The organism is Treponema sp., from assembly GCF_017430385.1.
Taxonomy (GTDB): Bacteria; Spirochaetota; Spirochaetia; order Treponematales; family Treponemataceae; genus Treponema_D.
This window is the reverse complement of the sequence record NZ_JAFRNB010000080.1, coordinates 1-15108: the sequence shown is the minus strand read 5'-3', so window position 1 is coordinate 15108 and position 15108 is coordinate 1. Positions and strand designations below refer to the sequence as shown.

Genomic DNA, 15108 nt, shown 5'->3' with positions numbered 1-15108 from the left:
CAATAAAAAAAACAGAAAAGAAAATAAGCCGGGTTCTGTCCTGTACATTCCATAATGAAATGAACGCATAACCATCTATCCGAAACTTCTGTCGCCAGAAGCCTTTAGCAGCCTACCCGTAGCCTTAGCCCGGAAAAGCATGGCTACTGCTTGGCCTTGCTCCAAACGAGGTTTACCCTGCCGGTCCTGTTACCAGAACCGCGGTGAGCTTTTACCTCACCTTTTCACCCTTACCCGAAGGCGGTTTGTTTTCTGTGGCACTATCTGTCAAGGAAAAGGCTTATGCCCACACAATGAACAAGTTCCTTTCCCTGCCCGGTTATTACCCGGCGTTTCTTCCGGTGGAGCCCGGACTTTCCTCACCCGAACCTGCTGTCATGAGCAGGTCAGGCACGGTTATATCTTTTCTGCAATTATACTTTTATAAAAGACGATTTAGTCGTCATAAGCCATTGATTTCTCGTCATCGAGATTGTTCTCGTTGTCGCCGTCCTCAATGTCCTCATCCTCACGATCTTCAGCAAAATCATCATCAAAATCAGCGAGGCTACCAGTTTCCTCAAGAGTTGAGTAATCCTCAGCCTCATCCTGAGAAACTTCCTGATAGAACAAGATTCGAGAGCAGTACGGACAGAAAAGAATCTTCTCGCCTGCACGAACTTCATTCGCGAACTGAGCCGGAAGAATCATCTGGCAGCCCATGCAGACACCGTTACGAACAGCAACGATACCCTGAGCATTGCGCTGAATGATACGCTGGAATTTATATACGATTTCCTGATCAAGGCCAGGAATAATCTCATCTTCTGCTTTCTTGAGGTTCTCAAGCTGGTTTTTATATCCCTGAATCTGATTCTCAAGCTCAGCCTTACTGTTATTCAAGTCACTTTCCTGAGAAGCAATCATAGCCTCATCAGCTTTTAAAGAGCCGTCGAGCTCAGCAAGTTTTTTCTCTTCACGAACCAAATCCTTTCGGATAGCTGCTTCTTTTTCAGTAGCTTCGGAAATCTGCTTATCAAGAGCCTCGTATTCACGGTGAGAAGTAATGTTGTCCATGTTCTTCTCGCCTGACTCGCGTGAAGCCTCTGCTGCAGAAAGCTCAGCCTTAAGTCTGTCAACCTCAGTCTTAAGCTCCTCATAGCTCTTGTTTTTTTCGATATATTCTTTTTTAAGACGGGCCAAAAGCTCATCCTGAGAGTCAAGCTGCTTTGGAGATGTGGCAATCTGCTTCTCCAAGTCGTACTTCTCGACCAAAACATCCTGAAGGGATTTAAGTTTGTCAAAAACTTCTGTCATTTCCATATATAAAAGACCTCAAAACTCGGAAATCTAAATAAATTAGAAATTCCAATTAATGTACCGAAAGATTATATAAAAAATAGCCGTTCGTGTCTATCACAGACGGCTATTTTTTGTTTTTAATTCAATTTACATCTCGATGTAATCACGAAGGTTGCTTGCCCGCCGCGGATGTCGGAGCCGGCGCAATGCCTTTGCCTCAATCTGACGGATTCGTTCCCTCGTAACATTGAAATAAAGGCCGACTTCCTCAAGGGTGAGGCTGTAACCGTCCTCAAGGCCGAAACGCATCTTAAGGACTTCCTGCTCACGGTTCGGCAGCGTATTAAGCACGGTCCTGAGCTGCTCCTGCAGGAGGGTATAAGCCGTCTGGTTTGCAGGATTCTCAACATCCTTATCCTCGATGAAATCTCCGAGCTGAGAATCTTCCTCTTCACCAATCGGAGTTTCCAAAGAAATCGGCTCGCGCGCAACATTCTTAACCTGCTTTACTCGAGAAACAGGCCAGCCAAGCTGCTGTGCGATCTCCTCATCGGTAGGCTCACGGCCAAGCTTCTGCATGAGCTGACGGCCTTCACGGACAACTTTGTTAATCTGCTCAATCATATGGACAGGAACACGGATTGTTCGTGCCTGGTCAGAAATTGAGCGGGTGATTGCCTGACGGATCCACCATGTTGCGTATGTAGAAAATTTATATCCCTTGCGGTATTCGAATTTTTCGACAGCCTTGATAAGACCGATGTTTCCTTCCTGAACAAGATCGAAGAACTGAAGGCCGCGGTTTGTGTATTTCTTCGCAATCGAAACTACAAGACGAAGGTTTGCGTTGATAAGCTTGTTCTTCGCCTTCTCAAGCATTTTTCGTCCGCGCTCGATTTCATCCGCCATAGTGAGGATTTCCTCGACATTGTTTTCGAAATCGTACTCCATGCGGCGGAGCTTGCGGTCAATCTTCTGAATCTGCGTGTAAATGTCACGGATTTCATCACTTTTAAGGCCAAGCTCATTCTCAAGCTTTATGGCCTCAGAGTGAATTGCGAGACGACGGCCAAGGCTTCGAAGCTCAGCAGGGTTAGAAATGCGAAGCTCACGCATCTTATGTTCCTGCTTATGGCGGTACTCGCCGATTTTCTGAGTAGCCTCAACGAATTTCGCGCTGAATTTATCGATTTCCTCGGACTGAATATCAATCTTCTGAAGCTCAGGAATAATCTTTGCACGAAGCTCGATAATCTGCTCATTCTCAAATATTTCGCGTGACTGGTTCGCCTCAAAGAGCTGTTTCTTGAGGTTCATGTAAACCTTCATGCTTTCCTTGCATGCCTTGAGGTTTTCGCCGTAATAGCTCTTGAGACGGCGTTTTTCGGCCTGAGCCTCATTGATTTCCTTTCGTGCCTTGCCAGGTTCATGCGGGTCAATCTTGGCGAACGCCTTCTGACAGATTGCGAAGAATTCTGGAATCATCATTCCGGACTTTTTGATTACATCTTTAATGATGTTCTCACCGTCTTCCATCTGTTTTGAGTATGTGACTTCCTGCTCGGCAGTAAGAAGCTTTTCCTTACCGATTTCACGCAGGTAAAGACGAATCGGATCATCGATATTGCTGTCTTTATCTCCGTTTACAAGCCTTGTCGCGGCAAGCTCGTCATCACCCTCGCCGACACCTTCCGAATCCTCATCATCGAGCAAATCCTCGTCATCCGCATCGGTGTCATCGTCAAGGTCGGAGTCTTCTTCCATCACCTGAATATTATTCTGGGTTAAAAGCTGAAGCACATCTTCCATTTTTGGAGAATTAACGAAATCCTGACCAAGAATTTCATTGATTTCATCCCAGGAAACAATCTGCTTGTCCTTGGCATACTCTAAAAGTTTCGCAACTTTAGGATCCATTTCCTGATCCATATTCCAATCCTTTTTTATTAATTTTTTCGTCAATAAGCTTCTTCTGCTCAAACAGGCTCGTCATCAGCTCCTGATTCGCGGGAATGCTGAGCTGCCCCTGCAAGGAATTCATTTGTCGAAGGATTGATTTTCGCTTTCGTTTGAGGCTGTTGATTTCCAGCCGCTCTATGCTGTCCGCAACCGATTGTGCCGTACACTGAGAGAATTCCCCTCGGGAAACCGACTCAGTGATTTTCTGTTTTATGCCGGCATGCCTGCAATGGTCAAGCACTGAAACAAACGATAAATCCCCCGACTCGTAGCACTCCTTAAGAACAGAAAACAATGTTCTGGCAAACGGATTCTCAAAATCGTCTTCCGTCAAACGACTCTTCATCAGCTCAAACTGATTTGTGTCAGACAAAACTGCCAGCACAGCCCTGAATTCGGAATTCACAATGACATCTTCCTGCACAGGCTGCTGACTGTCCGCATGAATATTTAGAGTTCGTTTTTTTACATCTTCACGATTATTGAAATCCTTTCTTACCGCCTCAAGGGAGATATTTAAAGTCCGCCCCAAGAGCTCCAGACTCGATTCTTTCTGTATGTCGGTCTGTAACGCATCAATGTAAGGAAAAAACTCAAGCGCGAACTTGGCTTTCCCCTCCGGAGTATCCTTCTGGTACTTTTGCGACAGAAAACTCAACAGATAATCACTATCTAATATAGCGGAATTAACTTCATTCGTCAAGGTATCTGCGCCGAAATTCACCATAATTTCCGCAGGATCCTTCGCATTATGAAGCCGGATAATCTTGACCGTAAGCCCCTGCCGCCTGCACATCATGATTGCCCGCCAGGTCGCCTTTTGCCCCGCCCCGTCCGAGTCAAAGGAAAGCAAAATCGTATCGGCAAAACCCCGCACGATTTTTATCTGCTCATCAGTGAGTGCCGTTCCAAGAGGCGCGACCGCGTAAGTGATTCCGCACTGATGATAGGCAATGCAGTCCATGTACCCCTCGCAGAAAATCACTTTCTTGTTCTCGCGGATTGAATTCTTCGCGAAGTTGAAGGCATAAAGCGTCTCGCCCTTCTGATACTGAATCAAGTCGCCAGAATTGAGATATTTCGGGGATTTTTCAGGATCTCCTCGCAAAAAACGGCCGCCAAAAGCTACGGCCTGCCCGCGCCTGTCAAAAATCGGGAACATGAGGCGGTCGGAGAAAAAAGCTATATCGGGATATTTTTTGCTGAAAAGCCCCGATTTCGCAAGGAATTCGTCGCTGAAGTTCTTGGACTTAAGGAACCGTTTGAGCCAGCCCCTGTCCGCCGGAGAATAGCCGAGCTTGAATTTTTCGATTGTTTCCATTGAGATTCCGCGTTTCGTGATGTATTCAAGAGCGAATTTTCCCGCATCAGTCTTCAAAAGGCCGTAATGGAACATGTCAGCCACACGGTTATACAAATCTATGTAAAGTTCTTTCGTATTGTCAGGCTTATCGGCCTTCGGAACAAAATTATTCGAATATTTGATTTCAACGCCAAATTTTCTGGCGAGGATCTTAACGGCTTCCGGGAAACGGACCTTCTCCATCTCCATGACGAAATTTATTGCCCCGCCGCCAGCATGACATCCGAAGCAGTAATACATCCGCTTTTCAGGGGTCACGCAAAATGACGGAGTTTTCTCATGATGAAACGGACAGCAGCCCCACCACTGATTTCCGCGATTTTCGAGCTGGACATAATCGCTCACGACGGAAACAATGTCCGCCTGAGAATTAATCGTTTCTATTGTTTCCTGAGAAATAATTCCTTCCATCAGCTAATTGCTTCCAGATTTTTTAGTTTTGAACTGAGTACCCGCCTTGACATGCGCATTGAAAGACTTGGAGAAAGTATGTTTTCCAGCAGAAGAGTCAGTCAAGGTAAAATAGAAATAGTCGGTTTTCGCAGGTTCGGCAGCAGCCCGTAGAGCCACAATGCCCGGATTTGAGATCGGGGTTGGCGGAAGTGCCGCCCACTTGTATGTGTTGTACGGGCTGTCAATCTTGAGGTCATCGTAAGTGATTACATCAGGATGAGGCCGTCCCTGAATTTCCGTGATTATATACTCAATCGTGGCGCATGAATAAAGACCGACACCGGCATCAATGCGATTCTTAAAGACGCTCGCGATAAGCGGAGCCTCATCAGCAACACGGTACTCCCGCTCAACAATCGACGCGAGAACAAGGGTTTCATAAAAATTCGAAGGATATTTTCCCTTGAAATACGGGATTTCCGAAACCTTTTCATAAAAAGACTCCACCATCATGGCAATCACGGAGTCCGCGCTCATTCCTGGCGCAAAAAAATATGTATCCGGGAACAAAAATCCTTCGAATGTCTCTGCGGGAATCGAATATTTTTCAAGAAGAGCGGGATTATGAGCCGCCTCTAGGAAATCCTCTGCAGAACAAATTTCATTTTTCTCAAGGATTGCGGCAATTTTTCTTAGAGAGAACCCCTCAGGAACCGAAACCTTGATACAATCCTGCTTGCCCGACTCAAGGATATCCATAATCTGAACCGCGGACATGGATGAATCAAGGCTGTAATACCCGGACTGAAGGACAGGAACAGTATTCCTCATCGAAAGGAACGGAAAACGAGCGGCAATATAGAATGCCCGGTCAGAGCGGATAAGCCCCTTATCGACAAGAATCTCACCGATTTTTGACACGCTCGCACCGGAAGGAATTTCCACGCGAACCTGCTTGGCCGCGGATTTCTGATCAGGCGCGGAAAGTGAAAGTCTGAAAGCGAGGAAACATGCGAGAACGGCGAGCACAACGCACGCCACAAAAGAGAAAACGAAAGAAAGAAAAGGATTTTTTTTATGCTTGTTTTTTTTCATGAATAAAAAGACTCGGCCTCATCAATGGACATAGAGTTATAGATTTCACGCTCAATTTTTGATGCAAAAACAAAAAGCGCGTCTGGAAGAGCATCCTGATTTTTTCGGAAAAGTCTGGCCAGAGCACGAACCTCCTCCGCATTGAAACTGTAATCCAACGAGAAGCAGGGATTCTCAGAAACACAAGAACCTGTCATAGAACGAACTCATCTCCTTCCCTTGCGATATCAATATTCAGCGTGCTGCTGGAAACATAATTGGCATACCAGACAGCAGATTCAAGGATGGTGTTAAGCTTGCGGTCATCATAAGTAGGCTCATGATGGAACATGTACATTTTTTTAACCTTCCATGCGGCGGCGAAATCAATCGCATAGCAGAATGCAGAATGTCCCCAGTTGACTTTGCGCAGGGCTTCCTCAACGGTGTACTGCGAGTCAATAAGCATCACATCGGCCTCCTTAAAGATTTTCGACCGGCCTTCAGTATGAACAAAATCCTTTGAGCCAAGCTCTATGTCCGTGGCATAGACGAATTTATGTCCGTCCTCAACAACGGCATAACTGAAAGAATCTCCCGGATGAGACATCTTGACGCAGGAAACCTCGGCCCCTCCGATGCTCAGAACCTGCCCCGGCTCAATCTGATGAAAATTAAAATGTTTTTCAACAGCAGAAAAATCAACCGGATAATAAGGGGCAACCATCTGCTTTGCAAAAAATTCCTTCATGTTGGGGAACGGAGAATAGACTTCAAAGATTATGTTCGGATTGTACGCGCTGTCAAAAAACGGAAGCCCCTGAATATGGTCCCAGTGAAAATGCGACATAAAAAGATGATAATGTCTGTCGGAAGGAAGATCGGAAAGCTTACCCATCACGCGCATGCCAGAACCTGCATCAAAGACAAGCCGGGAACCGCTCTTAAGCGTTACCTCAACGCAAGGCGTATTTCCTCCGACAGTCTCAGAAATCCACCACGGCAAAGAGGAAACAAACTTTTCCTTAGCCGCATCGGACTCAATATCCTCTGTTTTTATGCGCCGTAACGCAGCGATAAGTTTTGCACGAACCTGCTGAGATGACAAAGGAGTCGGAATAGACCCTCTCACCCCCCAAAAATGTATATTCACCGATGTGACCCCATCTGCTCTTCCGAAAGCACACCCCAATAACAGGGCGAAAACTTTTTAAAGATAATATCTTCCTAATTATAATCAGATAACCGGGGTTTGTCAAAGATAAAGATTTTCAGACATAAAAAAAACGGCCTTGAACTTAATCAAGACCGTTTCGTGGGGAGTGAGGGACTCGGACCCCCGAACCCGAAAGGGAGCGGATTTACAGTCCGCCGCAATTGCCGCTATGCGAACTCCCCAAATAACCTTTTCGGTTAAAGCTGCTTGTAGGACTTGGACCCACGACCCCGAGATTACAAATCACGTGCTCTACCAACTGAGCTAAAGCAGCAGATTGTTTTGCAACAGTGCGTTGCGAACGAGTAGTATATTATACCAACCGCAAAAAAGTGTCAACAGGAAAAACTAAAAAATTTCAAAAATTTTTGTTTTTTTTATTTTTTCGCAAAATCAGGCCTGAGCTTCTCGCCGCCGTTGATATAAACCGGAACAGGCTTAGCATTCTCGTCCATATAGGCCGTAACGAGAAGGCGAATCATTTTTTCAGGAGAACCCAAAACCTTAGGTTCCTGAGAACAGAAAAGAGGAATCTCAGAAACATCAAATTGATCCTGACCTTTTCTCAAAGCCGCGGCAGGATTCATCGCATCCAAATCATCCGTAACCGTAAACTGAATCGAGACAAAATCCTTTTGAGCAAGACCGTTCTCAGCGAACAGCTTAAGGCACATCTCACAGACATTATTCCTGATTGACTCGGCAGTATTCTCAGCTCCTGTCGCACCACGAATCGCAAAGACCCTTTCCATATTTTCTCCTGATACCTTTTTTATGAATGTTTTTTTTGATATACTATAAGTCATTATAACTTTTTGGCGGGGTCGATTCAAGAAACATGAAAAAAACGGCACAAATAGAGGAATTAGAAGAACTAGAGTCTCTTTCCGAACCGGAGCCACAAAAACTCCCCAACCAAAAATCACGCCGACTACCACCACTTCTCCGGCTCACGCGAAGGACAAACGTATTTCTTTTACTCACGCTGATTGCCACGGGAATCTTCTTCATCACTGGGAACAGGCAGATTTTCCTCGACTCGAACCTCACGCTGATTCTCAAGATAATCACCTGCAACGCAATTGCCCTCTCGTTCTTCTCGGCGATAGCCACGGCAGAATGTATTTTCTACCTGATAAAAATCAAGAAGCTCAAGCTGATAATCCACCTCATCTGCTACATAATCATTTTTGCAGCAAGCACAGCCCTCTCCATTCTCTCGCTCACGATAAATTTACTTTCAGAAGGCATTTCTTTCTGATATAATTTTCTCATGAAATCCATACAGATTCCCGAAACACTCAAAAAACTCAACGAAATTTTCATGCAGAACGGATTTGAGGCTTATCTCGTCGGAGGAGCCGTCCGGGATGTCCTTTTAGGAAAAGAAGCGAGCGACTGGGATGTAACGACGAACGCAACCCCGGAGCAGATGATGAGAATATTCCACAGGGTAATCCCAACTGGAATCGCGCACGGAACCATCACGATTCACTTCATGGGGAGCGAAATCGAGGCGACAACTTTCAGAAGCGAGTCAGGCTACTCAGACGGAAGGCACCCGGATTCAGTAAGCTTCAACGCCACGCTGAACGATGACCTCTCGCGCCGGGACTTCACGATGAACGCAATCGCAGCTTCCCTCACCGACGGAAAAATAATCGACCCATTCGACGGCCAGAAAGATATAAAATCAAAAATAATACGAACGGTCGGTAACGCACGCGACAGGTTCCTGGAAGACGGACTAAGGCCAATCCGAGCAATCCGTTTTTCAAGCCAGCTCAATTTTGAAATCGAAAGCGAAACTTTCAGCGCAATCAAACTACCGGAAGTTCAGGAAAAGATAAAATCAATCTCAATGGAGCGGTTCCGCGATGAATTCGAAAAAATCCTGAAATCAGAAGAGCCTTCGCTGGCCCTTCACCGCATGGAAGACACAGGGATTTTAAAAGAATTCATTCCGGAGCTTGCGGAATGCAGAGGCTGCGAGCAGGCCGACATGCGCGGCTTCCACGAATTCGATGTTCTCGACCACAATCTCTACGCCTGCGACGGTGCGCCACGAGACAATGAAATCGTCCGCCTGGCAGCCCTTTTCCATGACATCGGCAAAAAAGAGGCGAAAAGAGTCGAACAGGTCGAATATCCCAAAGGCTCAGGTTCTTTTGTCGAGCAGATTCATTTTCACGGGCACGAGCATTATTCGGCAAAGGCGGCAAAAGAAATCCTCACAAGGCTCCGTTTCTCGAACAACACGATAGCACAGGTCTGCCATCTAATCGAGCAGCACATGTTCTTCTTTGAGGAGCACTGGAGCGCGGCCGCAGTCAGGAGATTTCTGGTGCGCGTGAAGCCTGAATGCGTCGAGGATTTGTTCTCTCTCAGAATCGCCGACATCTACGGAATGCACAGGCACAAGGTTGACCCGATGAATGACGGAGTGCAGAAGATTTTCATCCTCCGGGAGCGTATCAAGGAAGTCCAGTCCAAGGAAACAGCCCTCTCCCTCAAAGACCTCGCCGTGAACGGAAACGACCTGATTAAGGCCGGGATTCCAGCAGGCAAACAGCTCGGTTTCATTCTCAACGAACTTTTTCAGTGCGTTCTTGACGACCCGGAAATGAATGAAAGGGAGCAACTCCTTACGGTGGCAAGAAATATCGCAAATAAAAATGTCTGATAAAAAAAAATGAAAAAATTTTTAATTTTTTTGTTAAAGATGTTGACATTTTTTTTGCATAGGTATATATTTAACACCGTCACGAGACAACAAGCCGGTGTAGCTCAGTTGGTAGAGCAGCAGACTGAAAATCTGCCTGTCGTTGGTCCGATTCCAATCGCTGGCATTTCTTGCGGCAGTCATATAACGGCTCATTATCTCAGCCTTCCAAGCTGATGACGAGGGTTCGACTCCCTTCTGCCGCTGAAACTCCTAGCAAATGCTGGGAGTTTTTTTTATTTACAACTGGATTTTTTCGTTAATTTTTGCCCTTGTCTTTTCCCCGCTTCATGATATAATTCAGTTAAATAAAAATAGTTTTTCGTCTATGGAACTAACAGAATCAACAGAATCCGTCGAAAGCGACATCGAATTTGCAATGTACTCAGCCCTGGAAGCCACAATCAGCTCAAATGTTGATGCAGAAGTTGCGGCAAAAGGCGGGAACCTTCCTTTTCCAAAAGAAGTCCTCGTAAGCAAAATTATCCAGAAAAATATGGACCAGCTTGAAGAAGAGCTTTACATGACTTTAGGGCGCGACGGCAAAGTATACCTGGCAGGGTCGTGGCTCATGAGGCCGCTGCTGCATGAAGGCAAAATGATACCGACTATGGACTATCTCAAAAAAGTCGTTGACACCTCAAATGTCATTTTTATGCCAGGCAAAACCGGTGCCGACCTAAGAAAAGAAATCTGGTAAGACATTTTTTTCTGAAAAAAAAGAGCCGCCCTACAAAGGCAGCTCCAAGTTTCAAACTAAGATTTTTAGTTCTTTTCGATGAAATCACGTTTCTCAAGGTAATCAAGAATCATCTCGACAATCATCTCCGGCGTGCGAGTGGCCGTATCAATCTTGAGATCGGCGAATTCGTACTCGTTGTTGTCAATCTGATAGAGTTTCATGTAGCGCGCGCTGTCCTCACGGTCACGCATCGCTGTGAAGTCCTTAATCTGCTGCAAATCCCCGCCCTCACGGTTGAGGATTCGTTTTGCACGGGTGTCGTCGCTTGCGATGAGATAAACCTTCACATCAGCTTCTTTGAGCATCCAGATTGCAAGCCGGCTCCCTAGAACGCAAGGCTCGGCCTGAGCAAGGGCAACCTGATGTGTGTCAACGGCGACATCGTAGCTGTCATCATTCTTTGCGTTTTCAATTACCTGAGCAAGAGTAAGCCCTTTTTCTGCCGCAAGCTGGCGGAAAGTGTAATTTATGAGCTTGATTCCGAGCTTTTCTGAAAGCATTGTGGAAACAGTAGTGTTTCCGCAGCCCGATTTTCCAGAAATAGCGACCCGAAGTTCTTTTTTAAGTTTGTATTCTGACATAATTTCTCCTTGTTTATAAAAATTCCTCACGGAGGGCACAGAGTCCACAGAGGGAATTCAGATTTCATCCACAGATTTTATATATTTTTTAACCACAGATTACACAGATGTCACAGATTATGTATTTTTCTTTCTTTTGCGAGTCGCTTCCCCAAATACGGATAAGTTCCGCATACAAAATTTTCAATCTGTGTAATCGGTGTAATCTGTGGTTCCCTCTACTCCACGTTTTTGCTCTGTTCGCGGATGTTTTCCAGCGCATCCTTGGCATTTACAACCATTGCGCCCACCTCAGTGAACTGATTTTTGCTTCCGATTGTATTGATTTCGCGGTTTGCTTCCTGACAGATGAAGTCGATTCGCTTGCCTGGAACAGGATTATCGCTGAATTCCTTGCGCAAAGCTGCAAGATGACTGTGCAGGCGGATAATCTCCTCGTTAATAGTGTAGCGCACCATCATGGCCGCCACTTCCGTCATTATGCGATTCTCGTCAACATTGTCGCCCAGAAGCTCGTTGAACCTCGTTGTAATCTGCTCGCGGAACTTTTCTTCCATTTTCGGCTGCCATTCCTTAAAGAAAGCGGCACAAGAATCAAGAACATCAAGTTTTGCAAGCAAATCTTTTTTAAGGTTCTCACCCTCACGCTTTCGGTCAGAAATGAACTGCTCAAAAACCTCGTTGAAAATGCCCTCAATCTTTGCCCAGTAAGAATCCGCATCATATTCGTGGGTGATGTTGAGGACACCTTCCTGATTCACGATAAGCGAAAGGGGGACATCCTCGGCCTTTTTCCCAAGGGCAAGGGCAATCTGACCGATGGCCTCGGCGTACATCTTTGCCGCCTGCGGGTCAGCAGTGACTTTTGCGGTGGAAGCCATATCCTTGACGCGGATTGTGACGTCAACCTTGCCGCGGACGATTTTCTCTGAGACCAGCTTCCGCACCCTTGCTTCAAGGGGATTTAGAAAGTAAGGAAGATTTATGTTCAAATCAAGAAAGCGGTTGTTGACGCTCTTGATTTCGACGCTGATTTGTGTGTTTTCTATGACGGATTCCTTGAACCCGTAGCCTGTCATGCTGTTCATAAATATTCAAAAAACCTCACTGAACATATTATTCTAGCATATTCAGGCATTTTTTTCCACTGTCAGTTTTTATTTATCATCATAATGATTTTTACACTGAATAATCTTTATAAGTTGATTGAATGCTGCCCGTTTTCCATCTGCATTTTTGAATGTTCCAGTGCCTTTTTATTTTTCTCAGAATAAAATGAGCTGTCCTGAACAATCTCAAAGGGTATTTTGTGCTGGATTAAAGTCTGCTTCAGAAAAATGCGTATTGCCGTCGTTGTATCCATTCCTATGGATTCGAAAAAAGCATCTGCATCATATTTTAGGGCTGTATCAACCCTTGTCTGAATTACTGCCGTTCTCATATACTCCATATTTACATTGTAAGATAAAAGCAATGAAATTGCATATAAAAATATCGATCCTCTCATTGATTTTACAGTTCCTGCATTTTACTACCAAAATCAATTTTTTTTCATAAAAAAGAGGCCGCAAGAACCCCTGCGGCCTCTTATGACGGCTTACGCCATCCGCCCTGTCATTGCCCCCCCGCACACACCCATGGGAAAGCCCCCGCCCGTGAAGGCGGCTTTCTTTCCCATGCCGTGTTTGCCTAAGAGGGCTGTGCGCCCGCGCCGCTAAAAAGCACGGACTGCACAAACTGATATGTCGGCGTACTTGGGGTTGGAGTACAAGGAGCCGTTGGCGAAATACACATCCCAAGCAGTGATATTGTTGGAAGCGTACTGACTAGACGACCAATAGCCTATGTCGATTTTCGTTCCACCGGCTTTTTCAAGCGCACTGTTCACGGTGTCCTTGTTATCGTACAAAATTCGCAACTCCACTACACTCGGCAAATACCAGCCCGTCGCCATATCGCCCGTGAGGGAATTACCGTAATTGTTCACCCAGTTGAACGCAGGGTAGTTTGTCGCCGCGTTTTCGCTTGCCGTGCTGTCAGCCGCGCATACTTTTTCCCAGTTGTCGCTGCCGTCAAAATCGCCCGTGACATAGTAGGTCTTGGTTGAAGATGTGTAACTGTAATACGCCGTGTCGTCGCTTGGGGCGGTTTCGCTTTGCGTACATTGGATGTCCGTGAAGTTTGTGGTGTAACCTGTCGTGTTTTCTGGTGCCCATGAGCGCGTGTTGCCATCTCCTGTTGCGTTCTGCAAGCCCACGCCGAGCGTTTTTGCTCCGAGCGTGTCGCTCGCGCTTCCAGCGTAGAAAATGACCGCGACCGCCGCCGCTATCTGCTCGCTTGTCAAGGTCAAGCCGCTTGTGTACGCCGTCGCCGAGCCGTCCGAGAACACGATGTCGCCCACAGCTTTTGCCGTTGTCGGATTTTTTGTGCCTATCCATTTCCATGTACAGTGTGCGTAGAGCGTTTTATTACCCGTGCTACCTTTTGGTATGCTTGTAACCTTGTTTCCTCCGGTTTCAGCATCGAACCATCCTTCAAATGTGTAATCAGCGTGGCTAAAATCCTGCAAAGTGATTGTTTCAGTTTCAACCGTGTAGCTCGTTACCGTGTTCGGATTTGTTACCACATCTGGCAGAACATAAGTAATTTCATAGCTGATTGCAGTCCACTTTCCCGTAAGGGTGATGTTGCCAGTGCTTCCCTTTGAGATTTGTGTCACTTCATCAGAGCCGTTCATCCAAACGAATGTGTAACCGCTTTTTGTCGGATTCTGCAAAGTGATTGTCTCGCTTTCAACCGTGTAGCTTGTGGCGGTATTGGGATTTTCCGCTCCGTTCAGACCTTCGTAAGTGACGGTGTAGGTTATGGGCGTCCACTTTGCCGTGAGTGTGAGATTTGCGGTGACTGTTGTTTCGAAGTCAAACTTTGTGTCGTCCTTGTACCAGCCGTCGAAAGTGTAACCTGTCTTTGTAGGGTCGGTCGGCTTTGAGGCTTTTTCACCTTCGATTACAATCTGTGTGGTTTCGGCTCCGTCCACGCTGAATGTTACGGTGTAGGTAGGCTTGCTTGCTTCAATCCACTTTGCGTAGAGCGTGATGTCTGACTTGATTGCCGTGCTGAAAGTGAAGGCAGTGGCAAAGTTGCTGTCGGTAAACCAGCCGCCGAAGGTAAAGCCTTCCTTTGTCGGGGAGGCCGGCTCTGTCGCGGTCTTGCCGCTTTCTATTTTCTGTGATGTGATTGCCGTTCCGCCGTTCGTGGTGAATGTTACGGTGTATTTTGTGTTTTCGCTTGTGTTGCCGCCGTCATCTTCTCCGTCATCAGGTGTGGGAGTAACGGTGTTTTTTGTCCACTTTGCCGTGAGTGTGACATCTTTAGTCACTTTGTAGCCGGCTTCGGCTTTTGTGTCGCCGTCATACCAGCCGCCGAAAGTGTAGCCTTCCGCAGTGAGTGCGGGCAGCTGCTCTGCCGTAAGGGCTGTGCCGTCTGCTACCGTGAGCTTTTCTGGTGCAGTGGCATGCTCCGTGCTGTAGGTGACGGTGCGGTAAACGGTTTCTTCCTCCGACTCTGTTTTGCACGAGGCGAAGGTGAATACAAGGGCAAGTGCCATAAGAAAGGCTGCAAGTCCTTTTATCATGCGCGGGAATGACGAGCGTCCTGTCATTGCCCGGCTTGACCGGGCAATCTCTCTCTTACTTTTCATTTTTTTCCTCCAAATGAAATGATTTAAAAATAAAAAGACCGCCCCTGTTGCCGAGAATGCGACAACAGAAGACGGTC

General features: G+C 46.4%; 14 protein-coding genes, 4 tRNA genes and 1 other RNA gene. 5 read left to right on the top strand and 14 right to left on the bottom strand.

Annotated features, from left to right (window positions below):
• Nucleotides 1–8: 8 nt before the first annotated feature.
• The 10 genes from rnpB to IJJ71_RS05520 all read right to left on the bottom strand — a co-directional run bounded on the left by rnpB (nucleotide 9) and on the right by IJJ71_RS05520 (nucleotide 8038).
• Nucleotides 9–410, bottom strand: an RNA gene (gene rnpB, locus IJJ71_RS05565) — RNase P RNA component class A.
• Between the two features lie 25 nt (nucleotides 411–435).
• Nucleotides 436–1302 carry a zinc ribbon domain-containing protein gene (locus IJJ71_RS05560; protein WP_296845826.1) on the bottom strand — a complete coding sequence of 289 codons (867 nt, stop codon included), beginning with the start codon at nucleotides 1300–1302 and terminating at the stop codon, nucleotides 436–438.
• A 126-nt stretch (nucleotides 1303–1428) separates the two neighbouring features.
• Complete coding sequence (rpoD, locus tag IJJ71_RS05555; protein WP_296845825.1) at nucleotides 1429–3210, bottom strand: RNA polymerase sigma factor RpoD; 1782 nt, start codon at nucleotides 3208–3210, stop codon at nucleotides 1429–1431.
• Entirely contained in the window at nucleotides 3188–5014 is a 1827-nt protein-coding gene (dnaG, locus tag IJJ71_RS05550) for a DNA primase (RefSeq protein ID WP_296845824.1), read from the bottom strand. The genes rpoD and dnaG overlap by 23 nt, the downstream gene beginning before the upstream one ends.
• A gap of 3 nt (nucleotides 5015–5017) precedes the next feature.
• The gene (mltG, locus tag IJJ71_RS05545; RefSeq protein WP_296845823.1) at nucleotides 5018–6091 is read right to left on the bottom strand and encodes an endolytic transglycosylase MltG; all 1074 of its coding nucleotides are present in this window, start codon (nucleotides 6089–6091) and stop codon (nucleotides 5018–5020) included.
• Complete coding sequence (locus IJJ71_RS05540; protein ID WP_296845822.1) at nucleotides 6088–6288, bottom strand: hypothetical protein; 201 nt, start codon at nucleotides 6286–6288, stop codon at nucleotides 6088–6090. Before IJJ71_RS05540 ends, mltG begins: the two co-directional genes overlap by 4 nt.
• A complete protein-coding gene (locus IJJ71_RS05535; RefSeq protein ID WP_296845821.1) occupies nucleotides 6285–7202 on the bottom strand; it encodes an MBL fold metallo-hydrolase in 918 nt (305 codons plus the stop codon). The genes IJJ71_RS05540 and IJJ71_RS05535 overlap by 4 nt, the downstream gene beginning before the upstream one ends.
• 184 nt (nucleotides 7203–7386) lie before the next feature.
• Nucleotides 7387–7468: transfer RNA gene (locus IJJ71_RS05530), tRNA-Tyr, on the bottom strand.
• 19 nt (nucleotides 7469–7487) lie between these two features.
• Nucleotides 7488–7560, bottom strand: a tRNA-Thr gene (locus tag IJJ71_RS05525).
• 103 nt (nucleotides 7561–7663) lie between these two features.
• Nucleotides 7664–8038: a chorismate mutase gene (locus tag IJJ71_RS05520; RefSeq protein ID WP_296845820.1), complete on the bottom strand. Its 375-nt coding sequence runs from the start codon at nucleotides 8036–8038 to the stop codon at nucleotides 7664–7666.
• Between the two features lie 86 nt (nucleotides 8039–8124).
• On the opposite strand from IJJ71_RS05520, the gene IJJ71_RS05515 reads away from it, so the two are divergent.
• The 5 genes from IJJ71_RS05515 (at nucleotide 8125) to IJJ71_RS05495 (ending at nucleotide 10708) form a co-directional block, all read left to right on the top strand.
• Nucleotides 8125–8547, top strand: a complete 423-nt coding sequence (locus IJJ71_RS05515) for a hypothetical protein (RefSeq protein ID WP_296845819.1) — start codon at nucleotides 8125–8127, stop codon at nucleotides 8545–8547.
• Between the two features lie 12 nt (nucleotides 8548–8559).
• Nucleotides 8560–9969: a CCA tRNA nucleotidyltransferase gene (locus tag IJJ71_RS05510; RefSeq protein ID WP_296845818.1), complete on the top strand. Its 1410-nt coding sequence runs from the start codon at nucleotides 8560–8562 to the stop codon at nucleotides 9967–9969.
• Nucleotides 9970–10062: 93 nt separating this feature from the next.
• Nucleotides 10063–10135, top strand: a tRNA-Phe gene (locus IJJ71_RS05505).
• A 6-nt stretch (nucleotides 10136–10141) separates the two neighbouring features.
• Nucleotides 10142–10214: transfer RNA gene (locus IJJ71_RS05500), tRNA-Gly, on the top strand.
• Nucleotides 10215–10336: 122 nt separating this feature from the next.
• A complete protein-coding gene (locus IJJ71_RS05495) occupies nucleotides 10337–10708 on the top strand; it encodes a hypothetical protein (RefSeq protein WP_296845817.1) in 372 nt (123 codons plus the stop codon).
• A 65-nt stretch (nucleotides 10709–10773) separates the two neighbouring features.
• On the opposite strand, the gene cmk is transcribed toward IJJ71_RS05495, so the two are convergent.
• From cmk to IJJ71_RS05475, 4 genes are all read right to left on the bottom strand, one after another.
• Nucleotides 10774–11331, bottom strand: a complete 558-nt coding sequence (cmk, locus tag IJJ71_RS05490; protein WP_296845816.1) for a (d)CMP kinase — start codon at nucleotides 11329–11331, stop codon at nucleotides 10774–10776.
• Nucleotides 11332–11549: 218 nt separating this feature from the next.
• Nucleotides 11550–12419, bottom strand: coding sequence for a YicC/YloC family endoribonuclease (locus IJJ71_RS05485; protein WP_296845815.1), 870 nt, complete (start codon nucleotides 12417–12419; stop codon nucleotides 11550–11552).
• Nucleotides 12420–12526: 107 nt separating this feature from the next.
• Nucleotides 12527–12781 (bottom strand): type II toxin-antitoxin system RelB/DinJ family antitoxin, encoded by a 255-nt coding sequence (locus IJJ71_RS05480; RefSeq protein ID WP_296845813.1) that lies wholly within the window; start codon nucleotides 12779–12781, stop codon nucleotides 12527–12529.
• A 264-nt stretch (nucleotides 12782–13045) separates the two neighbouring features.
• Nucleotides 13046–15031 carry an InlB B-repeat-containing protein gene (locus IJJ71_RS05475; RefSeq protein WP_296845811.1) on the bottom strand — a complete coding sequence of 662 codons (1986 nt, stop codon included), beginning with the start codon at nucleotides 15029–15031 and terminating at the stop codon, nucleotides 13046–13048.
• Nucleotides 15032–15108: the final 77 nt, after the last annotated feature.

Excerpts from the sequence above, each read along its gene's own strand:
- rpoD (WP_296845825.1), bottom strand. The coding sequence starts at position 3,210 with ATGGATCAGGAAATGGATCCTAAAGTTGCGAAACTTTTAGAGTATGCC.
- IJJ71_RS05480 (WP_296845813.1), bottom strand. The coding sequence starts at position 12,781 with ATGGAGTATATGAGAACGGCAGTAATTCAGACAAGGGTTGATACAGCC.
- IJJ71_RS05515 (WP_296845819.1), top strand. The coding sequence starts at position 8,125 with ATGAAAAAAACGGCACAAATAGAGGAATTAGAAGAACTAGAGTCTCTT.
- mltG (WP_296845823.1), bottom strand. The coding sequence starts at position 6,091 with ATGAAAAAAAACAAGCATAAAAAAAATCCTTTTCTTTCTTTCGTTTTC.
- IJJ71_RS05485 (WP_296845815.1), bottom strand. The coding sequence starts at position 12,419 with ATGAACAGCATGACAGGCTACGGGTTCAAGGAATCCGTCATAGAAAAC.
- IJJ71_RS05540 (WP_296845822.1), bottom strand. The coding sequence starts at position 6,288 with ATGACAGGTTCTTGTGTTTCTGAGAATCCCTGCTTCTCGTTGGATTAC.
- IJJ71_RS05495 (WP_296845817.1), top strand. The coding sequence starts at position 10,337 with ATGGAACTAACAGAATCAACAGAATCCGTCGAAAGCGACATCGAATTT.
- IJJ71_RS05475 (WP_296845811.1), bottom strand. The coding sequence starts at position 15,031 with ATGAAAAGTAAGAGAGAGATTGCCCGGTCAAGCCGGGCAATGACAGGA.
- dnaG (WP_296845824.1), bottom strand. The coding sequence starts at position 5,014 with ATGGAAGGAATTATTTCTCAGGAAACAATAGAAACGATTAATTCTCAG.
- IJJ71_RS05510 (WP_296845818.1), top strand. The coding sequence starts at position 8,560 with ATGAAATCCATACAGATTCCCGAAACACTCAAAAAACTCAACGAAATT.
- IJJ71_RS05520 (WP_296845820.1), bottom strand. The coding sequence starts at position 8,038 with ATGGAAAGGGTCTTTGCGATTCGTGGTGCGACAGGAGCTGAGAATACT.
- cmk (WP_296845816.1), bottom strand. The coding sequence starts at position 11,331 with ATGTCAGAATACAAACTTAAAAAAGAACTTCGGGTCGCTATTTCTGGA.
- IJJ71_RS05560 (WP_296845826.1), bottom strand. The coding sequence starts at position 1,302 with ATGGAAATGACAGAAGTTTTTGACAAACTTAAATCCCTTCAGGATGTT.